The organism is Lacinutrix sp. 5H-3-7-4 (genome assembly GCF_000211855.2).
Taxonomy (GTDB): domain Bacteria; phylum Bacteroidota; class Bacteroidia; order Flavobacteriales; family Flavobacteriaceae; genus Lacinutrix.
This window is the reverse complement of the sequence record NC_015638.1, coordinates 2,835,487-2,848,871: the sequence shown is the minus strand read 5'-3', so window position 1 is coordinate 2,848,871 and position 13,385 is coordinate 2,835,487. Positions and strand designations below refer to the sequence as shown.

14 protein-coding genes are annotated in these 13,385 nt (G+C 29.5%); all 14 read left to right on the top strand.

All coding sequences use genetic code 11. The annotated features are described in order from the left end of the window. Nucleotides 1-171 precede the first annotated feature (171 nt). The 14 genes from aroC to LACAL_RS12770 all read left to right on the top strand — a co-directional run bounded on the left by aroC (nucleotide 172) and on the right by LACAL_RS12770 (nucleotide 13,319). Nucleotides 172-1,230 carry a chorismate synthase gene (aroC, locus tag LACAL_RS12835; protein WP_013871185.1) on the top strand — a complete coding sequence of 353 codons (1,059 nt, stop codon included), beginning with the start codon at nucleotides 172-174 and terminating at the stop codon, nucleotides 1,228-1,230. 103 nt (nucleotides 1,231-1,333) lie between these two features. Continuing rightward, on the top strand, nucleotides 1,334-2,659 hold the full coding sequence (locus LACAL_RS12830; RefSeq protein ID WP_013871184.1) for a dicarboxylate/amino acid:cation symporter: 1,326 nt from the start codon (nucleotides 1,334-1,336) through the stop codon (nucleotides 2,657-2,659). Nucleotides 2,660-2,828: 169 nt separating this feature from the next. After that, on the top strand, nucleotides 2,829-3,866 hold the full coding sequence (gene gshB, locus LACAL_RS12825) for a glutathione synthase (protein ID WP_083817729.1): 1,038 nt from the start codon (nucleotides 2,829-2,831) through the stop codon (nucleotides 3,864-3,866). Between the two features lie 18 nt (nucleotides 3,867-3,884). Beyond that, entirely contained in the window at nucleotides 3,885-4,715 is an 831-nt protein-coding gene (locus tag LACAL_RS12820) for a sulfurtransferase (RefSeq protein WP_013871182.1), read from the top strand. 2 nt (nucleotides 4,716-4,717) lie between these two features. Continuing rightward, entirely contained in the window at nucleotides 4,718-5,053 is a 336-nt protein-coding gene (locus LACAL_RS15090; protein ID WP_013871181.1) for a hypothetical protein, read from the top strand. 8 nt (nucleotides 5,054-5,061) lie between these two features. Next, a complete protein-coding gene (locus tag LACAL_RS12810) occupies nucleotides 5,062-5,892 on the top strand; it encodes an N-formylglutamate amidohydrolase (RefSeq protein WP_013871180.1) in 831 nt (276 codons plus the stop codon). Continuing rightward, nucleotides 5,893-7,734 carry a flavohemoglobin expression-modulating QEGLA motif protein gene (locus LACAL_RS12805; RefSeq protein ID WP_013871179.1) on the top strand — a complete coding sequence of 614 codons (1,842 nt, stop codon included), beginning with the start codon at nucleotides 5,893-5,895 and terminating at the stop codon, nucleotides 7,732-7,734. 100 nt (nucleotides 7,735-7,834) lie between these two features. Further along, nucleotides 7,835-8,875, top strand: a complete 1,041-nt coding sequence (locus tag LACAL_RS12800; protein ID WP_013871178.1) for a glutathione synthetase — start codon at nucleotides 7,835-7,837, stop codon at nucleotides 8,873-8,875. Nucleotides 8,876-8,958: 83 nt separating this feature from the next. Further along, the gene (locus tag LACAL_RS12795) at nucleotides 8,959-9,684 is read left to right on the top strand and encodes a flavodoxin family protein (protein ID WP_013871177.1); all 726 of its coding nucleotides are present in this window, start codon (nucleotides 8,959-8,961) and stop codon (nucleotides 9,682-9,684) included. Nucleotides 9,685-9,707: 23 nt separating this feature from the next. Further along, entirely contained in the window at nucleotides 9,708-10,058 is a 351-nt protein-coding gene (locus LACAL_RS12790) for a DUF1622 domain-containing protein (protein WP_013871176.1), read from the top strand. Between the two features lie 2 nt (nucleotides 10,059-10,060). Beyond that, nucleotides 10,061-11,215 (top strand): ergothioneine biosynthesis protein EgtB, encoded by a 1,155-nt coding sequence (egtB, locus tag LACAL_RS12785; protein ID WP_013871175.1) that lies wholly within the window; start codon nucleotides 10,061-10,063, stop codon nucleotides 11,213-11,215. A gap of 1 nt (nucleotide 11,216) precedes the next feature. Beyond that, complete coding sequence (locus LACAL_RS12780) at nucleotides 11,217-12,164, top strand: L-histidine N(alpha)-methyltransferase (RefSeq protein WP_013871174.1); 948 nt, start codon at nucleotides 11,217-11,219, stop codon at nucleotides 12,162-12,164. 6 nt (nucleotides 12,165-12,170) lie between these two features. Continuing rightward, the gene (locus tag LACAL_RS12775) at nucleotides 12,171-12,827 is read left to right on the top strand and encodes an aspartate/glutamate racemase family protein (protein WP_013871173.1); all 657 of its coding nucleotides are present in this window, start codon (nucleotides 12,171-12,173) and stop codon (nucleotides 12,825-12,827) included. A gap of 237 nt (nucleotides 12,828-13,064) precedes the next feature. Then, complete coding sequence (locus LACAL_RS12770) at nucleotides 13,065-13,319, top strand: hypothetical protein (RefSeq protein ID WP_041301536.1); 255 nt, start codon at nucleotides 13,065-13,067, stop codon at nucleotides 13,317-13,319. Nucleotides 13,320-13,385: the final 66 nt, after the last annotated feature.

Here is a 13,385-nt window from a genome sequence, read left to right as displayed (position 1 = left end):
ATTAATGGAATATTATTTAGAGTTTATATAAAGAATAGTAATACGTTAACTGTATGTAAAATTAATTACAATTATGTAAATTACATATTAACAAGGCATAAGCAGTAATAATTTATAATACAATTTTTGTTTCTGTTATTTTAAATATATTTTAGCACAAATTAGAACTTTATGGCAGGAAATAGCTTTGGGCAATTATTTAAACTTACAACTTTTGGAGAATCTCATGGTGTTGCTTTAGGCGGCATTATAGATGGCTGTCCGCCAAATATAACTTTAGATTTAGATGCTATTCAAAATGAAATGAATAGGCGTAAACCTGGACAATCTGCAATAGTAACACAGCGTAAAGAGCCAGATGAAGTAAAATTTTTATCAGGTATTTTTGAAGGCAAAACTACAGGAACACCTATTGGTTTTGTAATTGAAAATGCTAACCAAAAATCTAAAGATTATTCGCACATAAAAGATTCTTACAGGCCAAGTCATGCAGATTATGTTTACGATAAAAAGTATGGGCATCGCGATTATCGTGGTGGTGGAAGAAGTTCGGCAAGAGAAACGGCAAGTAGAGTAGTTGCAGGAGCCATTGCAAAGCAAGTGCTTCAAAATATTCAAATAAACGCTTTTACATCTTCAGTAGGAGATATTTTTATAGATAAACCATACCAAGATTTAGATTTCTCTAAAATTGAAACGAATGCTATACGTTGCCCAGACGAAGCTTCAGCAGAAAAAATGATAGCTCGTGTAAAAGAAATTAGAAAGCAAGGAGACACAATTGGAGGCACAATTACTTGTGTAATTAAAAATGTTCCTGTAGGTTTAGGCGAGCCTGTATTCGATAAACTTCATGCAGATTTAGGTAAAGCAATGCTTTCTATAAATGCAGTTAAAGGTTTTGAATATGGTAGTGGATTTTGTGGTGCTAAGATGAAAGGTAGCGAACATAATGATTTATACAATCAAGACGGTACTACAAAAACAAACCTTTCTGGTGGTATTCAAGGCGGTATAAGTAATGGTATGGATATTTATTTTCGTGTCGCATTTAAACCGGTTGCTACAATTATGCAAAATCAAAATACTATAGATAAAGATGGCAATATTATAGAAATGCAAGGTAAAGGTCGCCATGATCCTTGTGTCGTTCCTAGAGCAGTACCAATTGTAGAAGCAATGGCAGCTTTAGTTTTAGCAGATTTTTATTTGCTGAATAAAATGTACTAACGCAATTCTCTAGAAAAAATAGAATACAAATACTAACAACTAAATTTTCATTTTTTGCAGTATATTACATTTTGTGAAAAACTGAAAATAAAACAATTATAATATGAAATTAGCATTACATTGGAAAATAATAATCGGAATGATTTTAGGTATCATCTTTGGATTCATAATGAATTCTGTTGATGGCGGAAGACATTTTGTTTCCGATTGGATTGCTCCTTTTGGAAAAATCTTTATTAACCTTTTAAAGCTAATTGCAGTACCTTTAATTTTAGCATCGTTAATAAAGGGAATTTCAGATTTAAAAGACATTTCTAAAATAAAAAAAATGGGCTTGCGTACCATACTAATATATGTTGGTACAACTGTAGTCGCTATTGTTATAGGTTTAACTATTGTAAATACTATAAAACCTGGAGCAGGAATGCCGCAGGATACTATTGAGAAAATAAAAATGAAATATGAAAATGATGCAGGTGTTTCAGATAAACTTATGAAAGCTTCTGCTCAAAACGATGCTGGACCTTTACAAGCATTAGTAGATATTTTTCCTAGTAATATTTTTACCGCATTAGGTGAAGCTAAAATGCTTCAGGTTATCTTTTTTGCTCTTTTTGTGGGAATTTGTTTATTATTAATTTCAGAAAAAAAGGCAAAACCACTCGTAGATTTCTTCGACTCTTTAAACGAAGTAGTTATGAAAATGGTAGATTTAATCATGCTTTTTGCACCGTATGCAGTTTTTGCATTAATGGCAAATGTTATTATAGCTTTTGATGATACAGAGATTCTTTTAAAACTTTTAAGCTATGCTTTGTGTGTAGTATTTGGTTTAGCTTTAATGATTGGTTTTTACTTAATTTTAGTAAAAGTATACACAAAAAAATCACCATTATGGTTTTTAAATAAATTATCTCCAGCGCAATTATTGGCGTTTTCTACAAGTTCTAGTGCTGCAACATTACCTGTAACTATGGAGCGTGTAGAAGAGCATTTAGGTGTAGATAAAGAAGTTGCTGGTTTTGTTTTACCAGTTGGAGCTACTGTAAATATGGATGGAACAAGCTTATACCAAGGTATTGCTGCGGTTTTTATTATGCAAGTAATTTGGCCAGAAGGCTTAACATTTACAAATCAAATAGTTATTATAGCAACTGCTTTATTGGCTTCTATTGGTAGTGCTGCTGTACCTAGTGCCGGTATGGTAATGTTAGTAATTGTTTTAGAGTCTATTGGTTTTCCTGCAGAATTATTACCAATTGGTTTGGCTTTAATATTCGCTGTAGACAGACCATTGGATATGTGTAGAACTGTTGTAAATGTTACTGGAGATGCTACAGTATCTATGCTTGTTGCTAAGTCTTTAGGTAAATTACATGACAATCCTAAGGCTAAAGAATGGGATGATAATTACGATGCAGTAAAATAAATAATTTTTAAATCTTTAGTTATAAATTTAATTTTTCTAACTAAATAGATTGTTAGAAAAGCTAAAAGCATATTTAAAACTCTAAATATGCTTTTAGCTTTTTGTAAATATTGTATAACCAAATATTATTAATAAATTTATGGAAACTAATAACCAAAACTATAAATTTATGAATGTTTGCTTTTTAATGTATCCTTGGGAAGAAATTGATCCAGAAAACGATACAAGCTTAGCATTAATTAAAGAATGTGTAAAACGAGGTCACGGTGTTGCCTTGTGTACTCCAGCAAACTTAACTATTAGAAATAGTGTTACAAATGCTTTTTGTACTGTTGTTGGACGCATGGATAAAGTACCGTCGAGCTTAAAAGGCTTTTATAATAAAGCAGTATTAAGAGAAGAAATGTTACCATTAGCAGGATTTGATGCTATATTTTTTAGAGCAAATCCGCCATTAGATCCAATAATGCTTAATTTCTTAGACTCTGTTAAAGATGATGTTTTTATAGTAAACTCTTTGCAAGGTATGCGAGAAGCAAACAATAAACTTTATACAGCAGCTTTTGGCGATGCACACAGTAATATAATACCAAACACACATGTTTCTAAAAACAAGAAATATTTGGTACAACAAATAAAAGAATCTAAAGCAGATAAAATGATACTAAAACCTTTAAACGGTTTTGGAGGTTCTGGAGTTATTTTAATTGAAAAATCTGCCATGAGTAATATAAATTCACTTTTAGACTTTTACATAAACAAAAGTGATGGCTCTTCAAATTATGTTATACTTCAGGATTATATAGAAGGCGCAGACCAAGGTGATGTAAGAATATTGATGCTTAATGGAGAACCTGTTGGTGCCATGAAACGTGTTCCAGGTACAGAAGATCATAGATCTAATGTGTCGGCTGGCGGAAGTGTACAAAAGCATTCGTTAACAAAAACAGAAAAAGCATTGTGCAAGCAAATAGGACCAAAGCTAGTTAAAGATGGCTTATATTTTGTTGGTTTAGATGTTATTGGAGGTAAATTAGTAGAAGTTAATGTTATGTCACCTGGCGGCATAACCTATATTAATAAGGTTTATAAAAATAAATATAAAATAGAAGAGAAAGTTGTAGATTTTCTTGAGAGTAAGGTTATGGATAATGTGCAGGCTTTTAACCGTTTATCGCGTTTAAGAAAAGCTGTAGAAGAAGCCTGATAAATTAATAAAATATAAATGTCTAAAATTACTAAAATAGAAAATCTAGTATCTGCAGAGTGGTTAAATAAACATTTGCAAGCCGAAAATTTATTTGTTTTCGATGCTACTATCTCTAAAGTTATTGGAGACGTTTCACAACTATCACATTCACAAATACCAAAAACTCAGTTTTTTAATATTAAAAAGCAGTTTAGTAACGTTAATGCACCTTTTCCAAATACTATTCCTTCTGCTTTACAATTTGAAGCTGCGTTACAGGATTTAGGTGTAAATTCAGACTCGGTTATAGTTGTTTATGATTATCACGGTGTATATTCTAGTGCTAGAGCTTGGTGGTTATTAAAAACATTTGGTTTTAAAAATGTAGCTGTTCTAAATGGTGGATTTCCACAATGGAAAAAAATGAATTTTAAAACCGAAGAAAAAAATAAAAAATATAATTTTAGAAAAGGAAACTTTAAAGCAAACTACAATCCAGAAAGTGTTGTGTATTTTGATTCATTAGAAGCAATTTCTAAAGACGAAAATTTTAAAATAATAGACGCACGTTCTAGCGATCGTTTTAATTGTACAGTAGCAGAACCTAGAAAAGGTTTAAGAAGCGGTACAATTCCATCATCTTCAAACTTACCTTTTAACCAGGTATTAGATAATAATACTTTTAAAACAAAAGAAGATTTAAAACAAATATTTAAAGGTATAGCAAAACCACATCAACATTTAGTATTTACTTGTGGTAGTGGTATAACTGCGGCAGTGCTTGCTTTTGCAGCAACCATTGTAGGTTACAAAAATAGTGTTTACGATGGTTCGTGGACAGAATATGGAACTTTAACAATAGCATAATTATGGATAAACCTAGTAAATGGAGTAAAAAAGAACTCGTTGCTTATATATTATTATATATAGCAAATTCCGATTTACATGAAACCAGCGACGAAAAAAAATTTATATTGTCTAAAGTCGATAGGGAAACCTTTGCTAATGTACATGAGGAGTTTGATAATGATAACGACTATCAGTGCCTTCAAAAAATAATAGAAAGTGTAAAAACACACGATTACTTTAAAGATGATTTTTCTGAGTTATTCTCAGATATTAAACTTATGCTCTATGCAGATGGTGAAGCAGATGAAATGGAAGAAACCACCTTTATGTATTTGCGTAAAATTTTAAAAAAATAACATTCTAAATGCAAAAACTGTCGGTAAACGAAATCATAGATAAAATAGAAGCTAAAGAAACTTTTAGTGCAGTATCGATTGATTATTCTTTCACTTTAAAAATTGAAAGTTATGTGCCTTATGTTTGCGCTGCAGTTCACGATGGCCATCAGTTTAGAAAAGAATTATGGAATAATTGTTTGCATACAGAATATGAACGTTGGTATGAAGAAGACCCAGAAACAAAAAACATGTTGGGTGACCAACCTATAATTATAGCTGGTATGGATTCTCGTTTTGAATACGATTTAAATCGTGATCCTGAATCTGCTATTTATAAAGACGCTTGGGGAAAACAATTATGGAAAACACCATTACCAATATCACAAATAGAAAAATCCCTTAATAAACACCATAATTTTTATAAAGTTGTACATGCGTTAATTACTAAAATAGAAAAAGAGTTTAGCACCTGCGTTGTTTACGATATGCATAGCTATAATTGGAAACGATGGGATAGAGAAGTGCCAACATGGAATTTAGGAATAGATAATGTAGATAACCTACGTTTTAAAAAACATATAGAAAATTGGAGTAAAAGCTTATCGCAAATACAACTTCCAAACAATATAAAAAACACTTCAAAAATTAACGATACCTTTAGAGGTAACGGTTATTTTTTAAAGTATATTACACAAAATTTCAGCAATACACTTGTATTAGCAACAGAAATAGCTAAAATTTATTGTGATGAATATAACTATATTATGTTTCCAGAAGTGGTAAAAGCCGTAGAGAAACAATTGCAATTAAAAATTAAAATTAACGCTGAAATTTTCTACAAAACATTTTCAAAATAAATGATAAAATTAGAAGATACTATAGATGCTACAAAACTTGATAGTATTTTTAGTGATATTGAAGCCAATAAAGCCATAAACCTTAAGTTGCCAAACAATGGTTTATTACATATAGACAAATTACTACCTTACATATGTGTTTATAGATTTAAAAAACTTGATGTCTATTTTTCTAGGCTTATAAAAACGCAAGCATCGTATTTATTAATAGATGAGTCTATAGATATAAGTACAATAATCGAAAAAGTAAGAGAAGCAGGATCTAAAAAATTTAATAGTTTTTTAATAATAGAATGTTGGCCAAATCAAGATAATAATAGCACAACATTTAATATAGCATGTCCAGAAGATAAAGCTCCAGCAACAGCAAATGCATTAAAAATGGGATTTAACGAGCTTAATCAAATCTACCCAAATGTTTCAGCAAAAATATCTAATACAGATAAAAGACAGCCAGTACATTTACAACCCATAATAAATATAGAAAGTTCTAAAAAAACAGGAACATTAGTTTTTGGTATTTCAACACCAACATTGTATAAAAACGACGAGACAAACGAGCTGTACTCATTATTTTTTAGAGAATACTATACCGTTTTTTCCGAAACCATAAAAAAAGCAGTTTTCGAGTTTATAAGAATTCAAACAACAGACGATTTTAAAAACTATCTTATGTTAGGTAAAACACATATAGATAATATAACAATACAGTCTGATAGTGAGTTAGCCGAAATTAGTTCAGGCATGTCCTTTTTATTACGTACAACACCAGTTAACAGTAATGAAGAGTGGGAAGTATTTAAAAAGAAAAAATACAGAAAACCACCTAATTTTAAGTACAGACTAATAGCTTTAGATCCAGAATTAGAAAAGCGAAAGCTTTATAATATACCAATGGATAAAATTGAAGATCCAACCATTGCTTTTATATTAAGAGGTAAGCGTTTAGAAATTGAAAAGCAGTTAACAATGCTAGAAGAACGTGGGACTAAAAATTTTAGATTTGTTGGAGAAAGTTTATATGGTGTAATTAAAAAAAGTGTTTTAAAAGAAGCAAAAAAAATACTTAAAGCATATCCTGAAAGAGAAGAACTTAAAAGCGAGAAAAGATATAACTGTAATGAGTTTGCAAAATATGCACAAGAAGAATTAGACTATTATAATTCTAAATTTCCAAACCTTAATTTATCATTAGAAATTAGAAATGATGTTGCGGGCATAATGGTTTCTAAAACAAAACTATTAATAAACGATCAAATTTCGTTAGATGCTAATAGATGTGATGCTTTAATACAACACGAGATTGCTACGCATATTTTAACCTATTGTAACGGTAAAAGACAGCCTTTAAAACAAATGTATGAAGGTTTTGAAGGTTACGATCAGCTTCAAGAAGGTTTAGCTGTACTTGCAGAATATCTTGTTGGAGGATTAACCGTAAATAGATTACGATTATTAGCAGGTCGTGTTATTGCTGTAAATGCTATGGTTAATGGGTCAGACTTTATAGAAACTTTTAAACTTTTAAAGAAAAGATATAATTTCTCAGATCGTATATCATATTACATAACTATGCGAGTATATCGTGGTGGTGGTTTAACAAAAGACGCAGTATACTTAGCAGGAATTATAGATTTATTAAAATATTTAAAATCTGGCGGAAACCTAGAAACGCTCTATACAGGAAAGTTTAATACAAATCACATTAATTTAATAGAAGAATTATTAGATAGAAACGTACTTTTAAAACCAGAATTACCACGATTATTAGAAAGAAAAAGTGTAAAAAAGAGGTTAAAAAAATTGCGTGAAGGTATTGCTATAATAGATTTGGTTAAATAACTAATCTTATTTTATTCTTAAATGAGTCCTAACACATTGTTAAAGCACTAACCATTTTTAAAAGTATATGGTATTTTAGAGATAATTAAAACTAAAATACATGAAACTTGCTTTTATAATTAATGATCATAATACAGAAAAACCGTTCTATACTACACCAGGATTAGGATACGCTGCTTATAAACGTGGTCACGATGTTTATTTTATTGGAGTAGGTGAATTGTCTTATGCATCAAAAGGTCATTTATCTGTGCGTTGTAAAACAATTAAAGATAAAAACTTTAATTCTCAGGAAACTTACTTTAAAGCAGTTCAAAAAGAAGAATTTACCCGTATTACCTCTCAAGATTTAGACGTTTTATTTTTAAGAAACAATCCAGCCGATGAGATTAATGAACGCGATTGGGCACAAAATGCAGCATTTATATTTGGAGAAATAGCAATGCGTAATGGCGTAATAGTTTTAAATCACCCAGCAAGTTTAGCAGGAGCAGTTAACAAAATGTATTTCCAGCACTTTCCAGAAATTTTAAGACCAAAAACAATAATTTCTAGAGACCATGGCGAGATTAAAGCATTCTTTAAAACACAAAAACAAAAAATGATTTTAAAACCCTTACAAGGTTCTGGTGGTACAAATGTGTTTATGATGGATAAAAAAAATGAACACAACTTAAATCAAACCATAGATGCTATAGCTAGAGATGGCTATGTAATTGCACAAGAATATTTAACAGAAGCAAGTAAAGGCGATACAAGGTTGTTTTTAATGAATGGAGAACCACTAGAAGTCGATGGTAAATATGCAATGATGCAACGCGTAAATAACTCAAAAGATATAAGAAGTAATATTCATGCTGGTGGAAGACCTGAAACAGTAAAAATGACAGAAAAAATAAAAAAACTAGCAGAAATTGTAAAACCAAAATTAGTGCAAGATGGTATGTTTTTAGTAGGTATTGATATTGTTGGAGATAAATTAATGGAGATAAATGTATTTAGTCCTGGTGGTTTAAATGTTACAGGAGATATGTATGATGCAGATTTTTGTACTCCAGTAATTAAAGCCATAGAAAAAAAAGTATATTTTAGAGATATGTATTCAGGTTATTTAGACAATAGTAGATTAGCAACATTATAATAACCAAAGAAAGCAAACTTTTATATTAAGCGTTAAGTTTTATAAGACAAACCGACTATAATAATAAACCAAAACCAAAAAATATGAATTTCTCAAACCTAACTGTACTTTATATTAATTGTACTTTAAAAAAATCACCAAACGTTAGCCATACAGAAACTTTAATGAAAGTCTCTCAAGACATTTTAAAAAAAGAAAATGTAGCTTTTGAAAGCATTAGGTTTATAGATAAAGATGTTGCTTCTGGTGTCTATCCAGACATGACAGAGCATGGTTGGGAAAAAGACGATTGGCCTGAAATTTATAAAAAAGTGATGAATGCAGATGTACTTATAATTGGTACACCAATATGGTTGGGTGAAAAATCATCTGAAGCACAAAAACTTATAGAGAGGCTTTATGCCATGAGCGGTTTAACCAATTCTAAAGGTCAATATATATTTTATGGAAAAGTTGGTGGTAGCATGATAACAGGTAATGAAGATGGTGTAAAACATTGTGCAATGGGTATTTTATATGCTTTGCAGCACGTAGGTTATTCTATTCCGCCACAGGCAGATTCTGGCTGGATTGGTGAAGTTGGACCAGGACCAAGTTACGGAGATACCAAATGGAAAGGAGAAAAATTGAATCCTCCAAAAGGGTTTAATTCAGGTTTTACAAATAGAAATACTACCTTTATGACATATAATTTATTGCATTTAGCAAAAATGCTAAAAGATAATAATGGCTATAATAATTATGGCAATTCAAGAGAAGATTGGGATAGTGGTACACATTGGTCTTTTGAAAACCCAGAGTATAGATAATTAATTACAGTTATATTTAATTAATGAAACATTATATTGAAATAATTGCAAGAATAATAGAAGCTATAGGCATTGCTATAATATTAATAGGTTTAATATATTCTTTAATTAATTATACAATATCTTCTTTAAAAAAAAGAGCGCATTGTTATATAGAGTTACGTAAAAATCTGGGTAAGTTTATTCTCTTAGGATTAGAAATTTTAATTGCTGCAGATATTGTAGCAACAGTAATAACAGAACCAACATTAAAATCAACACTAATACTTGGATTAATAGTATTAATTAGAACCGTTTTAAGCCTATCAATACAAGTAGAAATTGAAGGAAAATTTCCTTGGCAAAACAAATCCAGCAACCAACTACAAAAGTAAAAATGAATATACTTGTAAAATATAACACTACAAGACAGTATACAAAAACACTTTGTGAACCTTTAGAGATTGAAGATTATACACCACAATCTGTAGCTTTTGCAAGCCCACCAAAATGGCATTTGGCACACACAACTTGGTTTTTTGAAGAAATGATTTTAAAACCTTATTTTAAAGATTATAAAGTTTTTGATGAAGAATACGGTTTTTTATTTAACAGCTATTACAATAGCTTAGGTAAGCGAATTAATAGAGGTGAACGCGGTTTAATTACAAGACCAAGCGTAGAAACAATTTATAAATATAGAGTTTATGTAGATAAGCATATTACATTGCTATTAAAGTATTTTCCAAATGATAGCGATATTACTAATCTGCTAGTTTTAGGTATCAACCACGAACAACAACATCAAGAATTATTAATAACAGATATAAAATATACATTATCTAAAAACCCAATAAATCCAAAATTATACAAAGAAGCTTTTGCAAACAATATAGTAGAAGAACAAAAGCAAGAGTTTATAAAAATAGAAGAAGGTATCTACACCATTGGTCATGATAGTAATGGATTTTGTTATGATAATGAAACATGTAAACATCGTGTTTTTTTAGAACCCTATACAATTTCAAATAAATTAGTAACAAACGAAGATTATATAAATTTTATAACCTCAAAAGGCTATGATAGCCCAAAATATTGGTTAGACGATGGTTGGGCATGGATTAATAATAATAATTTAAAAGCACCATTATACTGGTATAGTATAGATAACGAATGGTTTGTCTACACACTAGCTGGATTAAAAAAAATAAATCTTAAAGCGCCAGTAACACATTTATCATATTACGAAGCCAATGCCTATGCAAACTTTGTTAATAAACGTTTGCCAACAGAATTTGAATGGGAAATTGCTGCTTCAAAATTAAATTGGGGAAACACTTGGGAATGGACAAACTCTGCATATTTACCATATCCAAATTACAAACAAGAACCAGGAGCTGTTGGAGAATATAATGGCAAATTCATGATTAACACAATGGTATTACGTGGTTGTAGTGTTGCAACTTCACCAAACCATAGTAGATATACTTATAGAAACTTTTTTTCGCCAGAAACACAATGGCAATTTACAGGAATACGACTAGCCAAATAAAATGAAATCACAATTTAGATTAGATATAGAAAACGGATTGAAAAATTCGCCAAAAACTTTACCTTCAAAATATTTTTACGACGCCATTGGCGATGCCCTTTTTGTGAAAATAATGCATTTACCAGAGTATTATTTAACACGAGCAGAATTTGAAATATTTAGCACAAAATCAAAAAACATAATTTCTAAATTAGAAATTAATAAAGATCAGCCATTCGATTTAATAGAGCTTGGAGCTGGTGACGGTAAAAAAACAAAAGCCTTTTTAAAAGTTTTACTTGACGAAGATTATAACTTTAAATACTTACCAATAGACATTTCTCAAAACGCTTTAGACGATTTAGAACAATCTATACACAAAGAGTTTTCAAAATTAAATATAGAAACTATTCAAGGTAATTATTTTGGTGTTTTAAACGATATTAAAACTAATACAACACCAAAGGTAATAATGTTTTTAGGCTCAAATCTTGGCAATTTACAAGATCATGAAGCTCAAGATTTTTTAATAAAATTAAGCAATGCTTTACAAGTAGGCGATAAGGTCATTATGGGTTTAGATACTATAAAACCTAAAGATGTTGTTTTACCTGCATATAATGACAGTCAAGGTGTTACCAAAGCTTTTAATCTTAATTTATTAAACAGAATTAATAATGAGCTAGAAGCAGATTTTGAAATTGAAAACTTTGATCATAGCCCAGAATACAACGAAGAAACAGGAATTGCAAAAAGCTATTTAGTAAGTAAAGAAGATCAAGAAGTAACCTTTAATGGTGATAATATTATTTTTAAGTTTCAAAAAGGAGAAAAAATTCTTACTGAAATTTCAAGAAAATATAACGATGAGATATTAAATTCTTTTTTAAATAATACTAAACTGAAGCAAATTTCTAAAATTAGCGATTCTAAAAACTACTTTAACAGCTATATTTTAGAAAGAGTATAAGTGTATATGCAAAACAAATTAGTTATACTTGGTTTAGGAGTAAAAAGTACTTTATTTTATCAAAAAACACTACACGATTTATATTTTAAAAAATATAGGTCTTATTCAACTTGTCCGTTTATTTTAAAACAAATAAACTTCAATACAATAAACCCATATTTACCTAATGGTCATGATATTATTGCACCCATACTAAAAAATACTTTAGAGAACTACAATAGCTCTAAAATCAATTTATTGGTTCCTAATATTACATTACACAATATTTTAGATACATTAGATTTTAAACTAAATATTATACATCCAATAAAGCTTTTAGAAAAAAAAACAAGAAATAGTGTTATAAATAAATGTGTTGTGTTTGGTACACGACATACAAAAGCTAATTCAAGTATAGGTAAGGCGTTACAGTTTTCTAATATTCAAATTATAGGTTTAAATAAAGATGAAGTTAGTTTTTTAGATGTGTTACGACAAGCGGTTTATAACGGTACAGAAACTTTACAAGACATTAATAAGTATAATCAACTATTAAAAGAATATAGTGAAGAGTACTTGGTTATTATTGCCTGTAGTGAGTTATCTGTTATTAATACCAACCATACAATAAACATAATAGATTTAGCAAGAATGCAATGTGAAGAAGCAGTATTAACTGTTTAAATATTATTTCTAAAATTATTTTTACATTTTATAAACTCTTACATCTTGATTATAAGATTTTTATAAAAAATGCGACTTGTTTTTATAATACACCTCTTAAAAAGAGTGTATTTAATCGGTTTTTTTTGTATTTATATCTCGCAAATCAAATAGTTTGGCTTTTTAACGAGAAATTTATTATTGTAGAAGACATGCAATATATCTTTACAGTGTTAAACAGAATTAATGCTCCAAACTATGAAATTTTTAACAACATTACTTTTAGTACTTTTCGTTTCTTTTGCTTCTGCTCAAGATAATAAGGTAAACAATAAAGAAAATACAACTGAAATAAAAGTTGAGAGCCAAGCAGCTACTCAAGTTGAAGAAAATACTGTAGTTATAAGTGTAAAAGGCATTAAAACTATGGAAGAAATAGATATTGAAAATTATAATAAAACATCACTATTAAAGTTAATTGCTTCATCAAAGCAAAAACCTAAAATGTGCTAATATTAATTAGATGCCAATCTAAATAAATGTATTAGGAGTAGAGTCTGAAATTATTTTCAGGCTTTT

Excerpts from the sequence above, each read along its gene's own strand:
- LACAL_RS12820 (WP_013871182.1), top strand. The coding sequence starts at position 3,885 with ATGTCTAAAATTACTAAAATAGAAAATCTAGTATCTGCAGAGTGGTTA.
- LACAL_RS12775 (WP_013871173.1), top strand. The coding sequence starts at position 12,171 with ATGCAAAACAAATTAGTTATACTTGGTTTAGGAGTAAAAAGTACTTTA.
- LACAL_RS12770 (WP_041301536.1), top strand. The coding sequence starts at position 13,065 with ATGAAATTTTTAACAACATTACTTTTAGTACTTTTCGTTTCTTTTGCT.
- LACAL_RS12810 (WP_013871180.1), top strand. The coding sequence starts at position 5,062 with ATGCAAAAACTGTCGGTAAACGAAATCATAGATAAAATAGAAGCTAAA.
- gshB (WP_083817729.1), top strand. The coding sequence starts at position 2,829 with ATGAATGTTTGCTTTTTAATGTATCCTTGGGAAGAAATTGATCCAGAA.
- LACAL_RS12800 (WP_013871178.1), top strand. The coding sequence starts at position 7,835 with ATGAAACTTGCTTTTATAATTAATGATCATAATACAGAAAAACCGTTC.
- LACAL_RS12830 (WP_013871184.1), top strand. The coding sequence starts at position 1,334 with ATGAAATTAGCATTACATTGGAAAATAATAATCGGAATGATTTTAGGT.
- LACAL_RS12790 (WP_013871176.1), top strand. The coding sequence starts at position 9,708 with ATGAAACATTATATTGAAATAATTGCAAGAATAATAGAAGCTATAGGC.
- LACAL_RS12795 (WP_013871177.1), top strand. The coding sequence starts at position 8,959 with ATGAATTTCTCAAACCTAACTGTACTTTATATTAATTGTACTTTAAAA.
- LACAL_RS12780 (WP_013871174.1), top strand. The coding sequence starts at position 11,217 with ATGAAATCACAATTTAGATTAGATATAGAAAACGGATTGAAAAATTCG.
- aroC (WP_013871185.1), top strand. The coding sequence starts at position 172 with ATGGCAGGAAATAGCTTTGGGCAATTATTTAAACTTACAACTTTTGGA.
- LACAL_RS15090 (WP_013871181.1), top strand. The coding sequence starts at position 4,718 with ATGGATAAACCTAGTAAATGGAGTAAAAAAGAACTCGTTGCTTATATA.
- LACAL_RS12805 (WP_013871179.1), top strand. The coding sequence starts at position 5,893 with ATGATAAAATTAGAAGATACTATAGATGCTACAAAACTTGATAGTATT.
- egtB (WP_013871175.1), top strand. The coding sequence starts at position 10,061 with ATGAATATACTTGTAAAATATAACACTACAAGACAGTATACAAAAACA.